Origin of the sequence: Pseudomonas sp. GL-R-26 (genome assembly GCF_019947365.1) — a bacterium.
Classification (GTDB): domain Bacteria; phylum Pseudomonadota; class Gammaproteobacteria; order Pseudomonadales; family Pseudomonadaceae; genus Aquipseudomonas.
Genome location: NZ_JAGYGI010000034.1, coordinates 25,963 through 51,943, shown reverse-complemented (window position 1 = coordinate 51,943; position 25,981 = coordinate 25,963). Strand labels below are relative to the sequence as shown.

12 protein-coding genes are annotated in these 25,981 nt (G+C 59.5%); 5 read left to right on the top strand and 7 right to left on the bottom strand.

Going from position 1 to position 25,981, the window contains the following annotated elements; translation table 11 throughout:
* Positions 1-9,870 (bottom strand): peroxidase family protein (locus KGA96_RS25675; protein WP_223515346.1); only part of this gene is annotated, 9,870 nt, incomplete at its 3' end.
* Positions 9,871-10,543: 673 nt separating this feature from the next.
* Between KGA96_RS25675 and KGA96_RS25670 the strand changes: the two genes are divergently transcribed.
* The 5 genes from KGA96_RS25670 to KGA96_RS25650 all read left to right on the top strand — a co-directional run bounded on the left by KGA96_RS25670 (position 10,544) and on the right by KGA96_RS25650 (position 17,383).
* The gene (locus KGA96_RS25670; RefSeq protein WP_046043039.1) at positions 10,544-12,280 is read left to right on the top strand and encodes a type I secretion system permease/ATPase; all 1,737 of its coding nucleotides are present in this window, start codon (positions 10,544-10,546) and stop codon (positions 12,278-12,280) included.
* A gap of 6 nt (positions 12,281-12,286) precedes the next feature.
* Positions 12,287-13,627, top strand: a complete 1,341-nt coding sequence (locus tag KGA96_RS25665) for an HlyD family type I secretion periplasmic adaptor subunit (protein WP_046043040.1) — start codon at positions 12,287-12,289, stop codon at positions 13,625-13,627.
* A 1-nt stretch (position 13,628) separates the two neighbouring features.
* The gene (locus KGA96_RS25660) at positions 13,629-14,957 is read left to right on the top strand and encodes a TolC family outer membrane protein (RefSeq protein ID WP_223515343.1); all 1,329 of its coding nucleotides are present in this window, start codon (positions 13,629-13,631) and stop codon (positions 14,955-14,957) included.
* A gap of 251 nt (positions 14,958-15,208) precedes the next feature.
* Positions 15,209-16,339 carry a carbon-nitrogen hydrolase family protein gene (locus tag KGA96_RS25655; protein WP_223515340.1) on the top strand — a complete coding sequence of 377 codons (1,131 nt, stop codon included), beginning with the start codon at positions 15,209-15,211 and terminating at the stop codon, positions 16,337-16,339.
* A 3-nt stretch (positions 16,340-16,342) separates the two neighbouring features.
* Positions 16,343-17,383, top strand: coding sequence for an AraC family transcriptional regulator (locus KGA96_RS25650; RefSeq protein WP_046043043.1), 1,041 nt, complete (start codon positions 16,343-16,345; stop codon positions 17,381-17,383).
* Between the two features lie 344 nt (positions 17,384-17,727).
* Here the strand turns inward: KGA96_RS25650 and KGA96_RS25645 are convergent, their stop codons facing one another.
* From KGA96_RS25645 to clpP, 6 genes are all read right to left on the bottom strand, one after another.
* Positions 17,728-18,573, bottom strand: coding sequence for a DUF2242 domain-containing protein (locus KGA96_RS25645; protein WP_223465938.1), 846 nt, complete (start codon positions 18,571-18,573; stop codon positions 17,728-17,730).
* A gap of 203 nt (positions 18,574-18,776) precedes the next feature.
* Positions 18,777-20,648, bottom strand: coding sequence for a SurA N-terminal domain-containing protein (locus KGA96_RS25640; protein ID WP_223515337.1), 1,872 nt, complete (start codon positions 20,646-20,648; stop codon positions 18,777-18,779).
* 233 nt (positions 20,649-20,881) lie between these two features.
* Positions 20,882-21,154, bottom strand: a complete 273-nt coding sequence (locus KGA96_RS25635) for an HU family DNA-binding protein (protein ID WP_002552737.1) — start codon at positions 21,152-21,154, stop codon at positions 20,882-20,884.
* Between the two features lie 150 nt (positions 21,155-21,304).
* On the bottom strand, positions 21,305-23,701 hold the full coding sequence (gene lon, locus KGA96_RS25630; RefSeq protein WP_046043048.1) for an endopeptidase La: 2,397 nt from the start codon (positions 23,699-23,701) through the stop codon (positions 21,305-21,307).
* 160 nt (positions 23,702-23,861) lie between these two features.
* Complete coding sequence (clpX, locus tag KGA96_RS25625; protein WP_007982210.1) at positions 23,862-25,145, bottom strand: ATP-dependent Clp protease ATP-binding subunit ClpX; 1,284 nt, start codon at positions 25,143-25,145, stop codon at positions 23,862-23,864.
* A 112-nt stretch (positions 25,146-25,257) separates the two neighbouring features.
* Entirely contained in the window at positions 25,258-25,893 is a 636-nt protein-coding gene (gene clpP / locus KGA96_RS25620; protein ID WP_015094302.1) for an ATP-dependent Clp endopeptidase proteolytic subunit ClpP, read from the bottom strand.
* Positions 25,894-25,981 lie beyond the last annotated feature (88 nt).

The following is a 25,981-nucleotide window of genomic DNA, read 5'->3' as shown; positions in this document are numbered from 1 at the left end:
GTGGAGCTCGTTGCCGCTGCCCGCAAAGTTGCCGATGCCGCCGAAATACAGGTTTTCGACGTTGGCACCCAGGGTGTAGCTCGCGAGCGAGGTCCAGACCGAGTCGTTGCCGGCATCGGCGAGCTCGCTCACCACGTCCCCAAGGTCGGTGACTTCGTAGATATCGCTGCCGACACCGCCGGCCATCGCGTCGGCACCTGCGCGACCGATGAGGACGTCGTCACCCGCACCACCCACGAGCGTGTTGTCCAGTGCATTGCCAATGGCCGTAAAGTGGCCGCTGCCGCCGAAATACAGATTCTCGACGTTGGCACCCAGGGTGTAGCTCGCGAGCGAGGTCCAGATAGAGTCGTCGCCGGCACCGGCGAGCTCGGTCACCACGTCCCCAAGGTCGGTGACTTCATAGATATCGCTGCCGATACCGCCGGCCATCGTGTCGGCACCACTGCCGCCGATGAGAATGTCATTGCCCGCGTCACCATTGAGGATGTCGTTGCCGCCCAAGGCGTTCAGGAAGTCGTTGCCATCACCTCCGCTGGCCACGTCGTTGCCTGCCGTGCCGACCCATATGTCGCCACCGGTGGTACCGACAAACACTGCACCGACGGCTACCGGGGCCGTGGCGTCGGACGTAACGCTTTCGGCCACACCGAAGTCATCCACATAACCGACCACCACGCGCACCTGATCACCGACCTGAGCCTGGCCAAGCGCAAACGTGCTGGCAGTGGCTCCGGCGATGTCGACAAAGGTGACCCCATTGGTCTCCTGCCACTGGAAGGTGAACTGCGGATTGCTGAGGCCATCGACATCGACGATGGTCGACAGGTCGGCGGTCAGCACCTCGTTCAGAAACGCAAAACCGAGGATGGCCGGCCCTGCGGTCGGTGCGTTGTTCGCCGACGAGTCGACGAACTCCAGCGTACCGTTGCCATCCTGATACACCGCCCGAACGCGGATGTTCAGACCGGCGACATCGTCCGCCACCAGGTAGGTGGCGCCGATCGCCCGCGATACCTCGCCGGCGGCGACAAAGGTGATGTCTTCAAAGACGCCCGAACCAGGGATGTTTTCGACCTGCCAGTAGTAAGCCACCGGACCGGTAACCGCGCCGGTTAGATTGGTCGCACTCACACTGTCCGCATCGCGTATCGACCGATCGCTGACGCGCAGCAGCTGGCCGGCGACGGGTGTATCGGTACGCGCACCGGAGGTAGCATCGAGGATCGCCAGACGCCCCACAGGACCGCTGTTCAAGGCGGTGCCAACGCCGGACGCCCGCGCCTGATCAGCGAACTGCAGACGCTCGATGCCCGTCAGGCGATCGACGCCATCACGCGCTGTCACCAGGTCGGTCACGATGACGGTGTTGCCATCGACAGCGACGCTGTACTCCGAAAAATTACCGGAGAACACCGCAGTGTCGAAGCTGTCAGTGCCGGTCAGAATCTCCCGCACGATGACCAGCTGGCCAGGGTTGTAAGTGCCGTTCAACATCGCTTGGACCATCGGCGCCATGCTGTCGAACGTGGCGATTTCCGCGCCAGTGCCATCAGCGTTCGCCCGTACGCTGATGCGTACGTTCAGCCACTTGTCACCGTCGATGATGTCGTCACCACCTCGACCTTCGATGAGGTCGCTACCGCTGCCACCGAGGATGATGTTGCCGCCGTCGTAGAACGTCGCGCCGACTGGCAACAGACCCGCCAGACCGTTGATCAGGCTGATGTTGGTCAACACACTGCCGGTTGCACCCGCGGTGGGTAGCGATGTCGCATCTTCGTTATCACCGCGCAGGAAGTCACCGTGGGACGAGCCCGACAGACCTTCCATGATGTCGAAGCGCACCAGCGCCGAGGCACCCGAACCCGGCATCGGTGGAACATCGAAGAAGCGGTCGCTGTAATCGATGGTCACGCCCTGGGCGAGATCCTTGAAGGTCGCCCAGTCATAGCCCGAGCCGCCGATATAGCGGTCACCGAAGCCGAGACTGCCGACCATGATGTCGTCGCCGCCTTCGCCGTTGAACTTATCGTTCTCATTGCCACCGATAAATACATCGTGGCCAATGACCGGGTCGTTGCCCAGTGGATCGAAGTTGTCGCCAGGTGCACCGTCCGAGGTGCCCTTCTCGATCCAGTCGTCGCCTTCGTTACCCATGTCCTGTTCGTTGGCTTTGCTGCCCAGGATGAAGTCGTTGCCCTGACCACCAATGGCCTCGGAGGCGTCCTCACCGGTCACGATGAAGTCGCTGCCGAACCCGCCAATGATCAGGTTGACGCCGTTGCCACCGTGCAACACGTCGTTGCCGTCGCCACCCTGGATGTTATCGTCGCCGCCGGTGTCGGTGATGATGTCGTCACCGGCACCACCGCGCAGCTGGTCGTTGCCGTCACCGCCATCGATGCGATCGTTGCCGGCATCACCCCAGACCGTGTCATCGCCTTCACTGGAGATGAGAATGTCTGCGTTGTCTGTGCCCCCCAGCACGATGTGCTCGGCACCGTTGTAGCGGATGTAGTTGGTGTCCGCCCCCACGGTCAGCGGGTTGTCGCGGAACACCACCTGCTCGCCGTTCGGGCCGAGCGGATCGGCGGCGAGCAGGCCTTCGTTGAATTGCTTGCCCGGGTCTACTTCCAGATAGAACCCAGGGTCCGAGAACACCAGGCCTGGCAAGTGCGTGGCCGAGGTGTTGGCCATGATCAGCTTGGCGAACGAGTTGCTTTCAAGTTCCGCATTCATCGACAGGCCAGAGGTACGCTCCAGGTAGTAGAAGCGGTCGCCGTCCTGCAGTTTTTCCAGCTGGTTCTCGAACACGAAGTTGAAGGTCGTGCCGAGCATGCCGCCGAACGGGGTTTTCTGTTCGGCCAGGCCGCCGATCCAGAGGTCGATGGCATCGACGCCCGTGGTCGTCACGTTCCTCAGGTCGTCGGTAGTACCCAGCACCCCATCGCTGCCGGGCAGCGTTACGTTGGCAAAGTCACCGGTGCTGTTGAGGAAGGCCAAACGCTCAGCGTCAGCCGGCGCACCCACGCCACCGAAGACCAGCGCCAGGGCTGCAGCGCGTTTGCCTTCAAGCGTGGTCGCCGCCGTGATCGTGTCATGCGTGCCATAGGCCGCGATGAAGTTGATCAACGACTCCGGATGCTTGAGGTGCTGCAACAGGTCGATCCAGCTGGAGTACGGCTTGAGTTGGGTATCACCGGTTTGGTTGTAGATGTCGCGGCGGATCGCATTGAGTGAGGGAATCCCCACGTCGCGGCCACGGGCGATGTTGAGCGCCGGCAGGTCGAGCGGCAAGCCAAGCAGGTTATTGCGCAGCGCCTCGGTGACGAACTCGTCGATTTCGTTACCGGCTTGCCGAGTCACCCCACGAATGATCGCACTGGTCGCATCCTCTGGCGACACGCCACTGGCGGCGTACGCCAACGGGTTGAGGAACGCTGCGATCAAGCCCATTTGTTGATCGGGATTAGTAACGCTGGCCCCCACCACGTTGAAGTCGATATCGAAGCGATCGACGGTCTCGGTCAGCATCGAGTGGCCAAACCGGTACACGGTGTGGGCGAACTCGGCGACGATCGAGGCATCGAGGTCGACGTCATAGACCTGGGTCGGTGCAAAAAACAGGTCGACTCGGGGCTGGATGGTCCGCGCAAACTCCTCGAACACCAGGTGCTGATACTGCATTTCAGTACCGAACTTGGCAGCCTGGAACAAGCGCTCGCCATTCCACTGCAGCGCATCGAACTCAGTCTGGTTGGTTGGCAATGCGGCCACCGGAGTGAGCAGCCACTCGTTGAGGAAGGCCACGTCACCCGAATCGAGCACGGTATCCTTGGTTTGCTGGACCAGGCGGTTGTGCTCGGAGTGGAAGATCGCATGCACCGCGGTCAGGCCGATGTTCTCGTTGACCCGGCCGTCGCCAGCGATGTAGTGCGCATCCAGCAGCTCGTTGTCGTAGGAGCCCGGCGCAGGTGTACCACCCACGATATCGTCCGCATCGGGCGTGAGCGCTGCACCGGTCTGGCCGTCCACCGGCACTGCATTGTGGTTAACGTCGATGAGGAACTGGTGACCGGTGCGCACAGCATTGGTCAGGTCAATGGGAGCAGCCCGGTTGCCTTCGACCAGTTGAGTGACGTCATCAGCTGTCCCGGCAATGCCATCAACACCGTTACCGATGCGGATCACCACCTGCGGCATGCCATTCGGCCCCTTGATGAAATTGCCGTAGGCGTCGGTCGCCAGCAATGGCACGTTGTCGAAATCGGCATCCGTGAGATTGATGCCGAGCAGATCATGGGCTTGCGCCTTGACTACCTTCCAGGTGGCCATGCCGCCGATCTCGACATCGTCGATAGTGCCGAACTCGCCATCGGCGCCCAGATCACGATTGGTGATCAGCTTGCCGGTGGCCACCGGATCGCCAGCTGCGTTGAGCCCATAGGCACGCAGGAACACCTGGTGCGACGGGTGCGAGCTATAGGTCTGGTTCTGGTCCACGAATGGCGTGGTGGTGTTGGTTTGCTCATGGATGTCGTCACCAGTGCCGAGAACCCCATCCGCCCCTGGCAGGTTGGTCGCGCGGGTCAGCACCATGAAGTTGGCACTGCCGCCTGGCACAAACAACGGATCATCCTCGTTCAGCGGGATGAAGACGGTGCCCGAACCGCCTTTGGTGACCAGGTCCAGGCCATGATCGAAGAACTGTCCGAAGAAGGTCATCCATGCGTTGAACGGCGCGGACAATCCCGCGTCCGCCGCGACGTTCTCGAAAAAGTACACATCGTGATCATCGGGGGTACCGAACTGACCATCCAGGCCGGGGCTGGCGACAATCCGTACGCCATCCTTGAGGACGTCGTCATTACCCACACCCACCACGCCGAAGTTGAGCACACCGTCCAGGCCCGGGTCGAAAGCCGTGGCATAGGCCGCCGGGTTGTTCGACGTCTGATCGACGATCAGGTTACTGATGGTGCGTGGTTGCGAGTCAAACACATTGCCGCTGTTCTGCGCATACGACGATCCAGCGATAGCCGGCGAGCCGGGGCCGAAGAAGCCGGCAGCAACACCTTCCGCCGGATTGAAGACCGGATCGGTCAATCGCGGAAAGACGTTATCGGCGGCACCAAACTCGGTGTGGTTGTTGCCGTTGAGGTTCATCAGGTTGTTGTTCGACCCGTCGACCGCACGCAGGCCCAACGGCGCGCGGATGTTCGGGATCAGCGAGAGGATGTCCTGACCGCCCGCCTCAGCCTCGGCAATCTTGATCTGGTCAAGAATGAAGTTGAGGTCGGAGCGGACCATGTGCAGGCCCGCGCCACCTGCGGTGGCATCGACTACAGGTACCTGCGCCGTTGGTATAACCGGTGCACCGGCGGCGATGGTAGCCGTCGGCGTGGAGAAAAGGATCTCCGTGGTACCGTGACCGTCCTGATAGATCGCCTTGACCCGCAACGACAACCCGGCGAGGTCAGGAGAGACCTTGAACGCGGTGCCGTCGGCGCTTTGGAACGCCAGGTCGCCAGCTGGCAACAGGATAATGTCCTCGAATACGCCGCTGCCTGGCGTTGCCTCGAACTGCCAGATGTAGGACACAGAGGAGTTGGTAATCAAGCCCAGCGGATTACCCGCCGCGATATTGTTGCCATCGCGCACCCCGGCCACGCTGACCGTCAGTGTGTCGCCCACCGTGATCGCGCCGCCGTTTCCATCCGTGACGGTCGGGCTGCCAGTTGGTTGGGCATTGAGTCCGTCCACCAGCACTATCTGGTTATCGGCGAACTGCAGGCGTTCGATATGCAGCAGGGTATCGGTGCCGTCGCGGCCCGCTACGCTATCTATCACTGTATAGACATCGTCCGCCAAATCGTCCGCCGTGCCGCGGTCGTCAACAATAACCGTATACTCGCCCAGAAGCCCGGAGTAGATGGCGGTGTCGAAGGCCGCCCCGCCCGTCGAGGTGCCGGGCATGATTTCCCGCACGGCCTTGAGCTGACCCGGGTTATAGGTGCGATCCAGCATGAACGGGATCATATCGACCATGCTGTCGAAGGAGGCGATTTCGGGGCCGGTATGGTTGACATCACCAGGGGCGTAAACCGCAATCCTGACGTTGATCCATTTGTCGCCATCGATCAGATCATCGCCGCCGCGGCCCTCTATCAGGTCACTGCCATTGCCGCCGAGAATGATGTTGCCAGTGGCAAAGCCGGTGACCGGTAATCCGGCATCGGCCAGGAACTGGTCCAGACCGCGGATCAACGCGACATTGGTCAGTGCACTGCCCGTGGCACCACCGTGGTTGACAATAGTGACCGCATCGACATCATCGCCTTTGAGCACATCACCGAAACTCGAACCGGACAAGCCTTCGACCTCGGCAAAACGGTCAAGGATCGAGGCAGGCGAGGCACCGACCGGATTGAACACCCCGGCATTCTGGTTTGGCGCATTGCCATGTGGCTGCGCCAGCGCGGCCAGGGTCAGGTCAACGGTCACACCGACCTTGTCATTCTTGTAGGTCACCCAGTCGAAACCGGACATGCCGTCCATCTTGTCCTGGGCATCGCTGCCGACGAAGATGTCGTCGCCACCCTCGCCGATCATTTCGTCGAAGCCGCCACCACCGGTAAAGATGTCGTTGCCGATCACATCGTCATTGAGCAACGGCGAGAAGTTATCGCCAGGCGCACCGTCCTGGGCGCCCTTCTCGATCCAGTCATCACCTTCGTTGCCGGTAGGTGGCAGGTTGGTCTTGGCGCCGAGGATGAAGTCGTCACCCTGACCGCCGAAGGTGGTGGTGATGTCTTCCGTGGTGATAATGAAGTCCTGGCCATCGCCGCCAAGGATCAGGTTGCCTGCAACAAGCATGCTGCCGGCCACGATCACATCGTTACCGGCATTACCCTCCAGGCGGTTATCGCCGAACGAGTCGCTGATGATGTCATCACCCGCGCCGCCCAGTACCGCATCGTTCCCGGCACCGCCTTCGAGGCGGTCGTTGCCGGCATCGCCGTAGATGGTGTCATCGCCGTCACCGGAGATGATGATGTCATTGCCGGCAGTGCCGCCCATGACGATATGGTCTTCACCGGTGTACTGCAGATAGTTGGTGTCCACACCGGGGGTGTCGGGGTTGTCACGGATCACCAGCGGCACGACTTCCACGCCGTTGATCATGATGCCGCCCGTCGGATCGGCACGGCTATCCAGGCCCAGGCCAGTGAACTGAGTGGCCTGATTCACTTCGAGGGTGAACGTCGGCGTCAGGAACACGGTGTTTGCCAGGTGGGTGACATCGGTGTTGAGCATGATCAGCTTGGCAAAGGAGTTGTTCTCAAGCTCAGTGCCGAAGTTCAGGCCCGCAGTACGCGACAGGTAGTAGAAGCGGTCGCCGTTCTGCAACGCCTCCATCTGGGTTTCAAACACGAAGTTGAACGTCGAGCCGAGCATGCCGCCGAACGGCATCTTCTGTTCGGCGAGGCCACCGACCCAGAAGTCGATGTCGTCCACACCGGTAGTGGTGACGCCATTGACCATGGCGTAGATGCCCGAACTGTTAAGGAATGCCAAGCGATCCGCTAAATCGGCGGTAAAGGTACGCTCGTTGACAGTGCCGGCATTGATCAACGCGCTGCCGCCAAATACCAGGGCAGCAGCGACCGCACGCATCTCGACCATCGTATCCACATCGGCTGCCGTCAATGCCCCGTGGGTACCGAAGGCCGCGATGAAGTTGACCAACGACTCGGGGTGCTTGAGGCTGTCTGCCAGGTCAGCCCAACTGATGTACGGCTTGAGTTGGCTGTCGCCGGTTGAGGCGTAGAACTCTCGCCGCGCCTCATTCAAGGTGGGGATGCCCGTGTCGCGACCACGCGCCAGGTTCAGGCTCGGCAAATCGAGCGGTAGACCGAGCAGGTTGTTGCGCAACGCTTCGGTGACGAACTCGTCGATCTCGTTGCCGACCTGGCGGGTCACACCGCGAATGATCGCTCCTGCCGCTTCATCCGCAGTCGTCCCGCTGCCGGCAAACGCCAGCGGATTGAGGAAGGCCGCAATCAGACCCAGTTGCGAGTCCGGGTTGGCCGGGTTAGTGAGGAGCGGATTGAACGCGGGGTCGAAGCGATCGACGGTCTCGGTCAACATCGAGTGACCGAAGCGGTACACCACGTGGGCGAACTCGGCGAGGATTGCCGGGTTGATCGAGGTGTCATAGCCACTGGGCGCAAGGAATCCGTCGACCTGCGGCTGAATGGTCCGCGCGAATTCCTCGAACACCAGGTGCTGGTACTGCATTTCGGTGCCGAACTTGGCGGCCTGGAACAGGCGTTCACCGTCCCACACCAACGCTGCGATCCCGGCGGGTGTAGTCGGTATCGCGGTCACATCGTCCACCAGCCACTGATTGAGGAAGGCCAGGTCGCCGGAAGCAAGGATGGTGTCCTTGGATTGCTGGACCAGGCGGTTGTGCTCGGAGTGGAACACATGGTGCACGGTGGTCAGGCCAATGTTCTCGTTCACCCGGCCGTCGCCGGCGATGTAGTGGGCGTCGAGCAGTTCGTTGTCATAGGTCGTGTTGTTGCCGGCTCCGTCAGTTGGCTGCGCATTGCCGATAGCGTCATCAACATCCGCCTGCAGAAGCCCATTGACGACGACTGGCGCGGCATTGTGGGCGATGTCGTCGAGGAAGCCATGCCCGGTGCTCACGGCGTTGGCCAGACTGATCGGAGCAGCCCGGTTGCCTTCGACCAGTTGAGTGACGTCATCAGCTGTCCCGGCAATGCCGTCAGCACCGTTACTGATGCGAATCACCACCTGCGGCATGCCGTTCGGCCCGCGGATGAAGTTGCCGTACGCATCGGTTGCCAGCAACGGCACGTTGTGTACATCGGCGTCAGTCAGGTCAATGCCGAGAATGTCATGGGCCTGGGCCTTGACCACCTTCCAGGTCGCCATGCCGCCATTTTCGCCGCTGCCATCATCGGCAGTGCCGAACCTGCCATCGACGCCGAGATCGCGATTGGTAACCAAACGTCCCGTTGCAACAGGATCGCCTGCTGCGTTGATCACGTACTCGCGCAGGAACACCTGATGCGACGGGTGTGAGCTGTAGGTCTGGCTCTGGTCAACAAACGGCGAGGTGGTGTTGGGCTGGCCATCATCGGCAGTGCCAAGTACTCCGTCCGCGCCAGCGGTATGCACCGCACGTGGCAGCACCATGAAGTTGGTCGGGCTGTTCAGTACGAACAACGGATCGTCCGGCTGCAGCGGAATAAATACGAAGTCGGTAGCGCTCTTGGTGACCAGGTCTAGACCGTGGTCGAAGAACTGGCCGAAGAAGGTCATCCACGAGTTGAAGCTGGCGGTCAGGCCGACGTCCGGCGACACGTTGGGCATGAAGAACACCGGCTTGTCATCGGTCGTGCCGAACACGCCATCCAGCCCGGGGCTGGTGACTACCTGTACGCCAGCCTTGAGTACGTCGTCATTACCCGGCAAGCCGAAGTTGAGTACACCGTCCAGACCCGGGTCGAACGCTGAGGCATAGGCCGCCGGGTTGTTGGCGGTCTGGTCGACGATCAGGTTACTGATAATCCGTGGTTGCGGATCGGTCACATCCCCTGGCACGGCGTATGCCGCCAGAAACGAGGGGTCAAGCAGGCGCGGGAAGGTATTGTCCGCGGCGCCAAACTCGCTCTGGCCGGTGACCAGGTTGTTGAAGCTGCCATCGACGGTACGCAGGCCGAATGGCACCTGAGAGTTGGGAAGCAAATCAATGAGGCTGGCGCCGTCGGCATTCGCTTCTGCGATGAAGATTTGCTTAAGGATGAACTCCAGGTCCGACTTGTTGAAATTGGCCATTTTGGATTGCCCTCGATCTATTTGGGTAAAGGCACGGGACGAGAAAACCCTCCCGCGCCAAGTCAAGTGCTGGCTTGCGCAGTTTGTTGATTAGGTTTTTTAGCGAGAGCTCTGGCGTTACCCGAGACCCGGGATACGCGCCTGGAATTCGCGAAATGAATTGCTCGCCGGGCGATCAGGCAGAGCGGATTCGAGCCCTGGGCGGGCCATGGAATCTGGAAGTGAAGGCAAACGTCCTGGAAAGCCCCTTCCCTCTGCAAAAGAACGAAATGATCGACATGATTCTGCTCCTCTCAGGAGAATCACCGCGCCTTGCACTGCCAAAGCGCTGGCAGGCTTCAGGCGGGCGGGCCCCCCGATAACTAAGACTAAAGTTCCATAGCAAATCTTTGTCAATATTACGTCGCTAAAACAGACGACTGGTGGTAGGCATCACAACTATCTGTTTTTAAAAGATATATAGAAAGTTGTGTGCTGGTATAGAGCAAAATGTTATTTCGAACTGTTTCGCCGCCACCTACGCTGCTGCATAAGGGAGCAACGCAGCTATTTCGGAAGACTCGCCATCCATAGAGCGACCAGCCTGCGTCTCCATAAGCTGTTTACAGGACTACATTTACTGTTAGCTGTTGCGCCCCAAGGGCAATCAGCTTTTCGCAGTGGGAGGACCAACATGCCCAAGCAGTCGAGCATCCGTTCCGAACTGGCAGACGCACTCTTTCGCCTGCGCCGCAGTTTTTATTCGCTGGCGGCGTTCAGCGGTGTCATAAACGTCATGATGTTGACGCCAGCTATTTATATGCTGCAGGTCTATGATCGAGCCCTGGTCAGTCGCAACGTCACGACGCTGGCGATGTTGACGGTCCTGGTGGTGGGTCTGTTCCTGCTGATGTCCACGCTGGAAATGGTCCGCACCCGCGTGCTGATCCGGGTCGGCAACTGCCTCGACATGGACCTCAACCGACGCATTTTCACCGCTGCATTCGAGCGCAACCTGGGCCGCGCCGGAGGTAACCCGGCCCAGGCCCTGCAAGACCTCGCCCAGGTCCGTCAGTTCGTCACCGGCAATTCCCTGTTCGCTTTCTTCGATGCACCGTGGACGCCGATCTACCTGCTGGTCGCCTATCTGATCCATCCACTGCTCGGACTGCTCACGCTGATCGGCTCGCTGATTCTGGTGGCCCTGGCCTGGCTCACCGAAAAGGCGACGCACAAGCCGCTGGCCGAAGCCAATCAGGCCGCCCTCTCCTCCGCCCAATTCGCCAACAACAACCTGCGCAACGCCGAGGTCATCGAGGCCATGGGCATGCTGCCGTCGATCAGCAAGCGCTGGTACCAAAGCCATTTGCGCATTCTGGAAATGCAGACCCTGGCCTCCGATCGTGCAGCCTTGATCAGCAGCATCGGGCGCTTCGTGCGGATCACTTTGCAGTCGCTGATTCTCGGCGCTGGCGCGCTGCTGGCGATCGACGGCAAGATCACCCCGGGGATGATGATTGCCTGCTCGATCCTCACCGGCCGCGCACTGGGTCCGGTGGAACAGGTCATCGCGTCGTGGAAGCAATTACTCGGCTGCCGTTCGGCCTGGGGCCGGCTCAACGAGATGCTGCACGACTATCCGCGCCGGCCTCCGAGCATGTCGCTCCAGCGGCCAATGGGCATGCTGGCGGTGGAGAATGTGTATGCCGGCGCCCCCGGTACCAACAACACGATTCTGCGCGGCGTGAGTTTCAGCCTTGTCCCCGGCGAAAGCCTTGGCATTATCGGTCCATCCGCCTCGGGTAAATCCACCCTCGCCCGCCTGCTGGTTGGCGTCTGGCCGGCCCAGGCCGGCAAGGTGCGCCTGGACGGCGCAGACATATTCAACTGGAACAAGGGCGAACTTGGCCCCTGGCTCGGCTACCTGCCACAGGACGTGGAGCTGTTCGAGGGCAATATCGCCGACAACATTGCGCGCTTTGGCGAAGTGGACAGCGAAGCGGTCATCCGCGCCGCCAAGATCACTGGCGTGCACGAAATGATCCTGCGTTTTCCACAGGGTTATGACACCCGACTGGGCACCGATGGCAGCCCGTTATCCGGTGGCCAGAAGCAGCGCATCGCCTTGGCCCGCGCGCTGTATGGCGAGCCCAACCTGATCGTGCTGGACGAGCCGAACGCCAACCTCGACGACCTCGGCGAAAAGGCCTTGGTCGACGCCCTGGCCGAACTCAAGGGCCGTGGCGCCACCGTCATTCTGATTTCTCACCGTCCCAACGTACTCTGTGCCGTCGATAAGGTGCTGATGCTGCGCGACGGCGGCGTGCAGATGCTTGGCACGCGTGATGAAGTATTCGCAGCGCTGCGCAAGGCCAGTGTGATCCCTGCAGGCGCGTCAACTCCGCTGGCCTCTGTCAAAGCACGGGAGTGACCGATCATGCAAATGAGCCAACATACCGAGATGATTACAGCCGATTCCAGGAGCATGGTAGACCTGGACGTCGGCAAACCCGCGCGGTGGGGCGTGTGGCTGGTGCTTGCCGGCTTCGGCGGCTTCCTCCTGTGGTCCTGGCTGGCTCCGCTGGATGCCGGCGTGGTAGCGACAGGCACGGTCAAGGTCACCAACAATCGCAAAGCCGTGCAGCATCTGAGTGGCGGTACCGTGGAGGCCATTCTCGTTCGCGAAGGCGATCTGGTGACAAAAGGCCAGGAGGTGGTCCGTCTCGACTCGTTGCGTGCCACTGCCGAAGAGGGTGCAGTCAGCGCCCAGTACATCGTCAGCAAGACGGTGGAAAACCGCCTGGAAGCGGAGCGTGACGGCCGCGATGTGGTGAGCTTCGATCCGGAACTGCTCAAACGCTTCAAGGATGACCACCGCCTGGAAGCCGCCATGGACCTGCAACAGCGCCTGCTCGACACCCGGCGCGCCGGTCTCGCTGGCGAAATCAGCATCCTGCAGGAGAACCTGGCGGCGTCGGCCGTGCAGCTCAAGGGCCTGCAGCAGGTCTATAGCGCCCGCGCCTCGCAGATCAGTTTCCTCAACCAGGAACTGCAAGGCACCCGCGTGCTGACGGCCGAAGGCTATGTGCCGCGCAACCGCCTGCTTGAGCTGGAACGCAGCAATGCCGACCTCTCTGCCGGCCAGGCCGAGAACCTCAACAACATCGCCCGCGTGCGTAGCCAGACCACCGAAATCAAGCTGCGCATCCTGCAGCGCCAACACGATTACCTGAAGGAAGTCGAATCGCAGCTGACTGAAACCGCCAAGGAAAACACCACTCTGGCCGACCGCTTGCGCTCGCTCGACTATGAAGTGACCCACACGGTGATTCGTTCGCCGATCGATGGCATGGTCCAGGGCCTGAGCATTGCCACCGTTGGCGGGGTCATTCAGCCTGGCTTCAAGATCATGGAAGTCGTTCCGGTCAACGAACCGCTGCAGGTCGACGCGATGATTCCCGTGCAGGCCATCGACAAGATGGTCCCCGGCCTGACCGTGGATATTTCCTTCCCGGCTTTCAACCATGCCAAGACACCAAATATCCCCGGCCGCGTGAAGACCATTTCCGCCGACCGCTTGATGGACGAGGAAAGCAAGCAACCGTTCTATCTGGCTCAGGTGGAGGTCACGCCCGATGGCATGGGCCTGCTTGGCAGCAACCACATTCGCCCCGGCATGCCCGCCAGCGTCACCATCAAGACTGGCGAACGCAACATGATCAGCTATCTTCTCAAACCAATGCTCGATCGTGTGGACAGCTCATTCAAGGAACAATGAGATGGAACGTCGTTGCCTGTTCTTCTGCCTGCTGGGGCTGTCCCTGCCGGCTGGTGCCATGGACCTCAAACAAGCCTGGGATTTGTTGCAATTCCAGGGCCCTATCTACCAGGCCTCCGTGCATGAAAAACAGGCCGGCGAGGAAAACCGCGCCATTGGCAAGGCTGGCCTGTTACCGCAGATCAATGCCTCGGGCTACCACAACAAGGTCAATGGCTCCCAAAGCCAGAGCGGCATCGACAGAGATCTCCATTACGATTCCAAGGGCGCCAACGTGCGCCTGCGCCAGCCGCTGTTCAACAAACAAAAGATGGCCGAATACCGCCAGGGTCAGCAGCGTGCCGACTACAGCAACGCGGTATTCGATGCCAAGACTCAGGACGCCGCGGTGCGCCTGGCCGAAAGCTATTTCGACGTACTCCTGGCCAGCGAAACCATCGTCCTGGCCAAGTCCAAGCTGACCGCCTTCGAAGAACAACTCGCCTCGGCGAAACGGCGCATGGAACTGGGGGCCGGCACCGTCACCGACATCGACGAATCGACCGCTCGCCGCGACCTCGCCGACGCCGAGCTGATCGAAGCGCAAGACAACCTGATCAACGCGCGCCGCAAGCTTGAGGAATATATCGGTGAAACCCCCGAGTCACTGACCACCTTGCGCCCGAGCTTCGATACACCACCGCTGCTACCGAGTAACCTGCAGGACTGGTTGGTCAAAGCCCAGACCGATAGCCCGTTGATTCATGCGCGCCGTTATAGCAGCGACCTCGCAGCAGAAGAAGTGAAGCGTGCCAGCGCCGGCCACTGGCCAACACTGGATTTCATTGCCGGCTACACCGCGGGTGAGAGCCAGTCACTCTCCGAGTTGAATCAACGCAACCACTACGGCTCAATCGGGCTGGAAGTCAATATCCCACTGTACAGCGGTGGCGGTGTCAGCGCGTTGACACGCCAGGCCAGTGCCAATAGCGATAAGGCCATGGACGAACTCGACGCCGCGCGACAGGAAGTCATTACCGAAACCACCCGTGAGTATCAAGGCATACTGAGTGGCGCCAAACGCATTCGCGCGCTGGAGAAGGCAGTGGAGTCCAACGAACGCTCACTGGCATCGTCACGCAAGGGCTTCAAAGAGGGTGGCACCAGCACCAACTCGGACGTCCTCAATGCCGAAGAGCTGCTCTTCGTTGCGCGCCACGATCTGTTCGATGCCAAGTTGCGCTATTTGATGTCGCGCCTGCGCCTGGCCTCTTCAGTGGGCAGTCTGGGCGATGACGATATCAACCAGATCAACAACTACCTCGGCCCGGAACTGCTGGTCACGAAGTAACGTTCACCTTCCGGCCGGTCGAGCCAAATGATGGCTGACCGGCGTTTCCCTCCCATGCCCCCCCCGCTCCGTCAACTCACCTCTCGTTTAACCCGGTCATGCATTGCTGCATCTCGGCGCAGAAAGGTAGCCGTCTGCGAAAAAAAACAGTCAACGCTGAAATTTGCCCACTAAGCCCTTGATTCCCTTTATGCTCGATCCAAATCCAAATGAAAAGCCACGCCCGGCTCCAGGCTGTAAACTGTTTCCCCATGCGCAAACTTTTGTACCTGACATTTTCCATGGCGTTGCTCGCCGCCCTCACGACCTACGCGATGTGGGCCGCAGACCGGCCGGTGGGTCATTACCTTTCGGACCTGCGGATCAGCCTGGCTATCGACCAGGGCACGCCTGCGGACCGTGGCAACCTGTTGGGCATCCAGCCCGAACTGTTTCCTACCGACTATCAAAGTCCCGAGCGTTTGCACCGCAAGCTCGCGGCCTATCTGCAAGCAGCCCGGGACCAGGGTTTGTTGAACCGCAAGACCGTCGTCGTGTTGCCGGAGCACGTCGGTACCTGGCTGATGGTCAGCGGCGAGAAGGATGAGCTGTATCAGGCCAGCACCCTCAAGGAAGCCATGAACTGGCTGGCGGTGAGCAACCCCCTGAAGTTCGCCAAGGCGCTGATCAGCGCCGAGGGCGGCAACCGTCTCGACGATGCCCACCTGCGCATGAAAGCCAAGGCAATGGCCAGGGACTACCAGGCATTGTTCGGAGGGCTGGCCAGGGAATTCCACGTGACGCTGGTGGCGGGTTCCATCGTGCTGCCCGAACCAAGCATCATCGACGGTACCTTGAGAATCGGCCGCGGCGCGCTGTACAACAGCAGCGTGGTGTTCAACAGCGAAGGCCTGCCGATCGGCCAGCCCCAGCGCCAGATACACCCGTTCTTCGCAGAACAGAACGGGATCAAGGCGAACGGCGAGCACTCGCTCAACGTCGTTGATACCCCCGCAGGAAGGCTGGGCGTATTGATCGGCCACGACAGCTGGTACCCGGACAACTACCTCAAGCTCAACGACCAGAGCGTACAGCTGGTTGCGGTACCGGCCTTTGTTGCCGGCCGTGGCACCTGGGATCAACCTTGGCGCGGCTACAGGGGGTCGTCGGCGCCGACGTCGGTCAACTTGAAGCCTGGAGAAGTCAGTGAAGGCCAGGCCTGGCAGCGCCTGACCCTCACGACCCGGACGCCGGCCAGTCAGGCAGTCGCTGGCATGAGTGTGTTCCTGCGGGGTCAGTTCTGGGACCAGGGCAGCGCCGGGCATAGTTTCCTCAGCAGCAACGGCCAGCACCTTGCCGATGGCAACGCCCAGGGTGCGCGCTTGCTGAACCTCTGGTTGTAAGCCATGAATCCACAACCGATGCGCCTCGGCGATCTGTCGGTGGGTTTTGTTCATAGCCTGGCCGATGCCGTGCGCAGTCATGGCGTCGATCCGCAGCCACTGCTCGATCAATACGGTCTCGATGCCGCGCGCCTGGGCGAAGCGGGTGCCCGACTGTCGATACCGCGCTATATGCGCCTGGGCCACGGCGCCATTCAACTGACCGAGAACCCGGCCCTTGGCCTGCGCATGGGCCAGCTCAGTCGCCTGAGTCAGGTCGGCCTCGCTGGCGTCACTGCGGCCCAGGCGCCGACGGTACGAGAAGCCGCACGCTGCCTGATTCGATTCGAAGCCTTGTACGGCTCCAACTATCGGGGTCAATCAAGCTTTCATGAAGACGCCCAGGGCGCCTGGCTGCGCTTCTATTCGATCAGCCCCTATAACGCCTACAACCGCTTTGTGGTGGATTCGATCATCGCCGGCTGGTTGCAGCAATTATCCAGTATCAGCCCTGCCCCACTGCACGCCGAACGCATCGAAATCGAATTCGAGGAGCCCGATTACCGTGCGGCCTATGACGTGTTGGGTGATTGTCCGATTCAGTTTGGCGGCGAGCGCAATCAACTGCGCTTGAGCCTGGCAAGTCTCGCCCAGCGCAACCCCGAGCATTGCCCGAGCACCTGGCGGCATTTGCTGCAACTGTGTGAGCGGGAACTGGAACAACTGACACGCACCCGCAGCCTGCGTGAACGCATCATCGCGCTGCTGGGACCTTTGCTCAATGGTGGTCGGGAGCCCGACTTGCAGGAGGTGGCGGCACGCCTGAAGCTGCCCACCTGGACCTTGCGTCGCAAGCTCGCCGATGAAGGCACACAATTTCGTGCGATTCTCAACGACACCCGTCGCGACCTGGCCATGACTTACATACGCGACACCGAACTGGCGTTCGGAGAGATCGCCTACCTGCTGGGCTTTGCCTCAGCAGAAGCGTTTCAACGCGCATTCAAACGCTGGAACGGGCAGACACCCGGCGAGTTTCGCCGCAGCCATCGCCAATCCGCCTGATGTCTACAACTCGGTAGCGTCTTCCGCCGGCTCCAGTGGGTCCAGTTCGAAAGCCTGGTACTCGAGCAGCTCTTCTTGATAATCGTCCATTTTTGAATCCCCCAACCCGTATTGAAAAACGCCTGAATAAATGACCAATCCCTTGAGCATAAAGTGCCCGCGTGAAAGAAAAATGACGCGGACACGACACTCTGTCGCTACTGAATAAAACGTAGCAGCTGGTCAGGAATTTATCATTGGTTTTTTCGCGCAAGGCCGCAGAACAGCGGACCTTGTTGATGAGGGTCAATCTTTGCGCCCGCTACGGGATCGTTACTCGCTGGCCGATCCCGTAACGCGATGGATCACTGGCCAGAAACGGGAATCGCCTGAATCGGCTCGCTCGGCGGTGGTATGTCCGTCGGGTTTGTCGGTGGCGTGATGGTTTCTGCCGAAGGTGCCGGTTCTGTGTTCTGAACCGGGGTAATCGGCGCCGCTTCAGGAGGCGGGGCAACCGGCTCGGAGGCCGCTGGAACCGCTTCTACGGGTGCAGGTGCAGGTGCAGCAGGCTGTACAGCGGGAGCCGCAGCCGGGGCAGGTGCCAGCGGTGCCGGTGCTACCTTGGCTTCAGGCATGCCCAGGTCCGTTTTCGGCTTTTCGGGGATGTGCGCAGCCTTTTTCGCTTCCGGTGGCAGGAACAGCTCGACCAGTGCAAAGAAACGCTCGTAGAACTTGGCAGACGATACGGTTTCGCTGGCGACCTTGACCATCGAGTCATCGGAGGAGCCGATCGGCATCGACACCGAGCCCAACACACCCACACCGAGACTGGCGGAGTTGTTGGTCTTCTTCAGCGCATAACGATCCTGCAGGGCATTGGCGAATACGGTCGCGTGGTGCCCTTCGCTGCCGTCATCGGCGCAGACCACACTGAAGCTGATCTCCATGTGATTCTCGCCGGTCTGCTGGAAGCTCTTGTGGCCGCTGACCAGCTTCGGATCGTTGCTGGTGATGATGTAACCCTGGCTGAGCAAGGCGCGACGGGCGGCTTCACAGCTCTGGGTATCGCTGACCGGATAGTTTCGGGAAAAGGTACCGGAGTCGTCGAAATTCTCATGCTCATAGATGGCGGCCTTGTTCGATGAACAACCGGCCGCGGTGGCAAGCACGGCTGCCAGCCCGACAACCCGCATGGGAAGTGATTTAAACATTGAACATCCTGAGGAAAACGGTTCGGGGCGTATTGTGCAACAGATCGATGCTTAGCGGAGCATCGATCGTGTCTTAAAACGGTTACAGGCTGATTGACCCCGGTTTTGCGCAAAAGTCACCGCGGCAAATGACGTACGGCCAAACAAAAAGACCCCGGCCTTTCGGCCGGGGTCTCCTGTGCAGCGTCAAACCTGGTCAGGCATCAGTAACGCTTGATGTCTGCCTGGCTTTCCAACTGCTTGCGATAAGCCGCAAAGTCTTGCTGGCCGATGCGCGAAGCGAGGTAGCGACGATACTGCGCTTTCTCTTCTTCAGTCGGCGCCGCGGCTTCGTTCACACCATTGAGGCGCACGATCATCAGGCTGCCATCAGTCAGCGTCACGCTGGTGAAGGTCGGTTTGTCCTTGGCCGCAGGCTTCGCCATGCGGAACAGCGCTTGCAGCACCGCTGGGTCGACACCTTCCTGAGCGCGAGTAGCCGCCTCGGTGACTTTCCAGGCCTGGCCGTCGACCGTCTGATCCAGCGGGGTCTTGCCATCGCGCAGGCTGGCAATCAGGGCTTCAGCCTTGGTCTTGGCATCGGCGCTGGCGTGTTCCTTGGCCAATTGCACACGGATCGCGGCAGAGACGCTTTCCAGCGGCAATTGCGAAGGCTTCAGGTGCTCCTTGGCACGCAACACGACCACGGTTTCCGGATCGAGCTCGATGGCGGTGCTGTTCGCACCCTCATCCAGCACTTCCGGGCTGAACGCGGCAGTGATCACGGCACGGTTGGCCGCAATACCCTCACCGCCTTCACGGCCGAACGGCTTGGACGTGTGGACGGTCAGTTTCAGGTCCTGCGCTGGCTGAGCCAAGTCAGAGGCTTCGAACGAGGCGTCTTCCAGTTGCTTGCTCGCTTCGACGAAACGCTGCTCGACCTGCTGGGTCTTCAGACCACGGGTCAGCTTGTCTTTCAGGCTGGCGAATGTCGGTACTTCAGGCGCTTCCACGCCCAACAGCTTGATCAGGTGATACCCGAAATCGGTGCGAACCGGCGCGGAAACCTGGTCCTTGGCCAACGAATACAGGGCTTTCTCGAACGCCGGGTCGTAGACGCCAGGACCGGCATAACCCAGGTCACCGCCGTTGTTCGCCGAACCCGGATCCTGGGAGAACTCCTTGGCCAGGGCCTCGAACTTCTCGCCCTTGGCCAGACGGGCCTGAATCTCTTCGATCTTCGCCTTGGCTTGAGCCTCGGTGGTCTTGTCGTTCACTTCAATCAGAATGTGCGCCGCCTGGCGTTGCTCGGACAGGTTCGCGATTTCTTTCTGATAGGCCGCCTGCAGGTCTTCGTCATTGACGCTGACCTGATCGAAGAAGGAAGCCTTCTTCAGCTCGAGGTAATCGATGACCACCTGATCCGGCGTCATGAATTCCTTGGCGTGCTCGTCGTAGTAAGCCTTGACCTCATCGTCGGTCAGTTTCACCGCTGCCGGGTCGGCCTTGATGTTCAGGGAAGCGAAATCGCGGGTCTGTTTTTCCAGACGGGCAAACGCCAGCACCTGTGCATCGGTCACGAAACCGCTACCGGCCAGACCGGCACGCAGCTGACCAATCAGCATTTCCTGAGCCAGCATCTGGCGGAATTGCATGCGGGTATAGCCGAGTTGGCGAATCACTTGGTCGAAACGATCGGAACTGAACTTGCCATCAACCTGAAACTCGGGTGTTTGCAGGATGACCTGATCAAGCGCCGCTTCGGAAAAAGCGAATTTCGAGTTTTCTGCGCCTTGCAGCAGCAGCTTGCGATCGATCAGGCCCTTCAGAGCCGAGTCGCGCAACATTTTTTCATCCAGCAAGGAAGCATCGAAATCCTTGCCCAGCTGTTGCATGAGCTGGCGGCGTTGCATATCGACCGCCTGGCTCAGTTCGTTCTGGCTGATTTCATCGCCGTTGACCTTGGCCGCATCATTACTGTGCGACGTAGCCTTGAAGATGGCATCGAAACCGGTCAAAGCCATCAGAACAACGATGACCCCGATAATAGTCTTGGCAATCCAGCCTTGTGAATTGTCCCTGATATTCTGCAGCATGCGTCCCCCAGAAACGGTTGAACTTCAAAATTAGGCAACCGTGGAGCGTGGGTAGAGTCCGGATAGAAGAAAGGCGCATCCGAGGATGCGCCTTCTCGTAACTGGCGGAGCGGATCGAGGGCTCGAACTGGCGACCCTCGGTGTCTTGAACCGGCGACCTGCTGTCAGGACTGCCGCTCCGCTGCCAAGTCAGGCATGACCCCGACCCGGATGGGTAAAAACCTGAATCGAACTTAGTTGACAGCTTCTTTCAGTGCTTTACCGGCTTTGAAACCTGGTTTTTTGGCTGCTGCGATTTCCAGCGTCTTACCGGTCTGTGGGTTACGACCAATGCGAGCCGGACGATCAGTTACGGAGAAGGTACCGAAACCAACCAGAACAACAGAGTCGCCAGCCTTGAGAGCGCCAGTGACGGATTCGATTACAGCGTCCAGCGCACGGCCAGCAGCAGCTTTCGGGATATCAGCGGATGCAGCGATAGCATCAATCAGTTCCGACTTGTTCACTCTAAGTCCCCTTATATCTATTTGAGTATGATTCTAAGTTTTTTTGGTGAAAGCAAAAACGAGTGCTGAATGGCCTACAGACACTTAAGAGCCGCTTTATAACAAGGGCTCTAAAAAGCTGTCAAGAAAGCCCCCCAGGCAAATACGTACTTAATGCGTGCTAATTCTTTCCTTAGAATCTGCGTCGCGTTTCTCATCCTTCGCGACTATCTCCGGAGCCACATCCGGCAAGGGCTCCGGCGCGTATTGCAGCGCAATTTGCAGGACCTCGTCAATCCATTTAACCGGTTTAATCTGTAGATCCTGCTTGATATTGTCCGGAATCTCTTTGAGATCGCGCACATTCTCTTCAGGAATGATCACGGTCTTGATTCCACCGCGATGGGCCGCCAGCAGTTTTTCTTTCAAGCCGCCAATGGCCAATACCTGGCCACGCAACGTGATTTCGCCGGTCATGGCGACATCCGCGCGCACCGGAATGCCGGTCAATGCCGATACAAGGGCCGTACACATGCCTACACCAGCGCTAGGGCCGTCCTTGGGAGTTGCCCCTTCTGGCATATGGATGTGCGTGTCGCGCTTCTCATGGAAGTCCAGGGGGATCCCCAGGCTCTTCGCCCGGCTGCGGACAACGGTCAAGGCCGCAGTGATCGATTCGACCATCACGTCACCCAGGGAACCGGTCTTGATCAACTGGCCCTTGCCCGGTACGACGGCCGCTTCGATAGTCAGCAGTTCGCCACCTACCTGAGTCCACGCCAGCCCGGTCACCTGACCGATCTGATCCTGCTGCTCGGCCAGGCCGTAGCGGAATTTACGCACGCCCAGGAAGTGTTCCAGCATGTCTGCGGTGACCTTCACCGAGAAGCGTTTTTCCAGCGCATGTTCCTTGACCGCCTTGCGGCAGACCTTGGCAATCTGGCGCTCCAGCCCACGCACACCGGCTTCACGGGTGTAGTAGCGGATGATGTCGCGGATCGCTTCTGCGTCAAACTCCAGCTCGCCTTTCTTCAGGCCGTTGGCCGTAATCTGCTTTGGCGAAAGGTATTTGACAGCGATGTTGATCTTCTCGTCTTCGGTGTAGCCCGGCAGACGGATCACTTCCATCCGGTCCAGCAACGCCGGCGGGATGTTCATCGAGTTCGAGGTGCACAGGAACATCACATCGGACAGGTCGTAATCGACTTCCAGATAGTGATCGTTGAAGTTGTGGTTCTGCTCCGGATCGAGCACTTCCAACAACGCCGATGCCGGATCGCCACGCATGTCGCTGCCCATCTTGTCGATTTCATCGAGCAGGAACAGCGGGTTGCGGACACCCACTTTTGTCATCTTTTGAATCAATCTTCCTGGCATCGAACCGATGTAAGTACGGCGATGGCCACGAATTTCCGCCTCATCACGCACGCCACCGAGGGCCATGCGCACGAATTTGCGGTTGGTGGCGTGAGCAATCGACTCCGCCAGGGATGTTTTACCCACCCCTGGAGGACCGACCAGGCACAACACCGGACCACGAATTTTCTTCACGCGCTTTTGCACGGCGAGGTATTCGAGGATGCGTTCCTTGACCTCTTCGAGGCCATAGTGGTCGGCATCCAGAATGTCTTCTGCACGCGCCAGGTCCAGGCGCACCTTGCTCTGGGCCTTCCACGGCACCTGAACCAGCCAGTCGATGTACGAGCGCACCACGGTCGCTTCCGCGGACATCGGTGACATCTGCTTGAGCTTGTTCAGTTCGGCCGTCGCCTTGGCCAGCGCTTCTTTCGGCAGGCCGGCGGCATCGATACGCTTTTTCAGCTCTTCGACTTCGTTGTGACCTTCGTCGCTGTCGCCGAGCTCTTTCTGAATGGCCTTCATCTGCTCATTCAGGTAGTACTCGCGCTGACTGCGCTCCATTTGTTTTTTGACGCGGCCGCGAATGCGTTTTTCGACTTGCAGCAGATCGATCTCGGCATCCAGCAGCGCCAGAACATGCTCGACCCGGGCCGACAAATCGATGATTTCGAGGATTTCCTGCTTCTGTTCGATCTTCAGGGCCATGTGCGCGGCCATGGTGTCTACCAGGCGGCCTGGCTCATCGATGCTGTTGAGCGACGACAGGACTTCAGCCGGGACTTTCTTGCCCAACTGCACATATTGCTCGAACTGAGACAGCAGGCTGCGAACGAACACTTCCGACTCGCGCTCTGGTGCTTCAACTTCGTCGATCAGGGAGACTTCGGCACGACAGTGGCCATCCACTTCACTGAAGCGCTCAACGGCGCCCCGCTGCTCGCCTTCGACCAGAACCTTGACCGTTCCGTCAGGCAGCTTCAGCAGCTGCAGAACGGTGGCAATCGTACCAACGCGGTACAGGGCCTCTTCACCGGGATCGTCGTCAGCCGGGTTTCTCTGGGCCAGCAGAAGAATCTGCTTGTCACCCGTCATCGCAGCCTCGAGGGCTTCGATGGATTTCTCGCGCCCCACGAACAGCGGGATAACCATGTGCGGATAAACCACGACATCACGCAATGGCAGGAGAGGCAATTCGATGGTTGTCTTCATGATTTCGCCTCTACGGCGGCCGTAAGGCCGGAAACAGATGGAAGTAAGCTTGAAACCAAGATGGGGGCAGCCTTCAAAAAAAACAAGCACAAAGACTGTGTAAAACGCGCAAAAAGCAAAGGGGCCCGAAGGCCCCTTCTTTGTACCGGCTGCGTGACGCTTAAGCGTCTGGCGCGGCCTTGGCGGTCGGCTCACTGTTTTCGTAGATGTACAGTGGCTTGGACTTGCCTTCTATCACGCTTTCATCGATCACTACTTTGCTCACCTCGGATTGCGAGGGGATTTCATACATAGTGTCGAGCAACACACCTTCGAGAATCGAACGCAGGCCACGGGCACCGGTTTTACGTTCCAGGGCACGCTTGGCGACCGACTTCAGAGCGTCGGAACGGAATTCCAGATCAACGCCTTCCATCTCGAACAGCTTGGCATACTGCTTGGTCAGGGCATTTTTCGGCTCGGTGAGGATCTGCATCAGTGCAGCCTCGTCAAGCTCGTCCAGCGTGGCAAGTACCGGCAGACGACCGACGAATTCCGGGATCAGACCGAACTTGACCAGATCGTCAGGCTCGACTTCACGCAGGGACTCACCGACTTTCTTGCCTTCTTCCTTGCTGCGCACTTCTGCGTTGAAACCGATGCCACCTTTGGTGGAACGGTTTTGAATGACCTTCTCAAGACCAGAGAACGCGCCACCGCAGATAAACAGGATGTTACGGGTGTCGACCTGCAGGAATTCCTGCTGCGGATGCTTGCGACCACCTTGTGGTGGAACGGAAGCGACCGTGCCTTCGATCAACTTGAGCAGGGCTTGTTGCACGCCTTCACCAGAAACGTCCCGGGTGATCGACGGGTTGTCAGACTTGCGCGAAATCTTGTCGATTTCATCGATGTAGACAATGCCCATCTGGGCTTTTTCCACGTCGTAATCGCACTTCTGCAACAGCTTCTGAATGATGTTCTCGACATCTTCACCCACGTAACCCGCCTCGGTGAGGGTGGTTGCGTCGGCGATGGTGAACGGAACGTTCAGCAAGCGGGCCAGTGTTTCGGCAAGCAGGGTCTTACCCGAGCCTGTCGGGCCGATCAGCAGGATGTTGCTCTTGCCGAGTTCGACGTCGTCATTCTTTTTGTCACGCTGATTCAGGCGTTTGTAGTGGTTGTACACCGCTACGGCCAGAACCTTTTTCGCACGCTCCTGACCAATCACATACTGATCAAGGATGCCGCTGATTTCTTTAGGCGAAGGCAATTTATGCGCGCTGCTTTCGGCCTGTGCTTCCTGCACCTCCTCGCGGATGATGTCGTTGCACAAGTCGACGCACTCGTCGCAGATAAAGACCGAGGGGCCGGCAATCAATTTGCGCACTTCATGCTGGCTTTTGCCACAGAAGGAGCAATAGAGCAGCTTGCCGTTGTCCTCGCCGTTGCGGGTGTCAGTCATTCGTTCGATCCAAATCCGATAGGCTTGCAACACAAGATGAAGGCTATTGCGGGCTTTTTCAAGCCCGCTGGTGATCGGACCCGCCGACCAACCTTATTTTGAGCTGCTTGGTTTAAGCAGGACGCTGGCTGATCACTTCATCGATCAACCCGTACTCACGCGCGGCATCTGCACTCATGAAGTTGTCGCGGTTGGTATCGCGCTCGATTTCTTCGAGAGTGCGCCCGCTGTGCTTGGCCATCAGCGTGTTGAGACGCTCGCGAATGAAGAGGATTTCCTTGGCATGGATTTCGATATCCGACGCCTGGCCCTGGAAACCACCCAGTGGCTGGTGAATCATCACACGCGAGTTCGGCAGGCAGTAACGCTTGCCTTGTGCACCGGCAGTCAGCAGGAACGCGCCCATGCTGCACGCCTGACCGATACAAGTGGTCGACACGTTGGGTTTGATGAACTGCATGGTGTCGTAGATCGACATGCCAGCCGTCACCGAACCGCCCGGGGAGTTGATATAGAGATGGATGTCCTTGTCCGGGTTTTCCGCTTCAAGGAACAGCAATTGCGCACAGATCAGGTTGGCCATGTAGTCCTCTACCGGACCAACCAGAAAGATCACCCGCTCCTTGAGGAGACGCGAGTAGATGTCGTAGGCGCGCTCGCCACGAGCGGACTGCTCGACAACCATCGGGACCAGGCCGCCTGCGGCCTGGATATCAGAGTTCTGCTGAATATACGAATTACGGAACATGCTCTGCAGTCACTCCCAAATAGTTATGTCTTGAATACGCATAAGCCAGCTCGAAAGCTGGCTTATGGTGTTTGCTTCTTACCGCAAA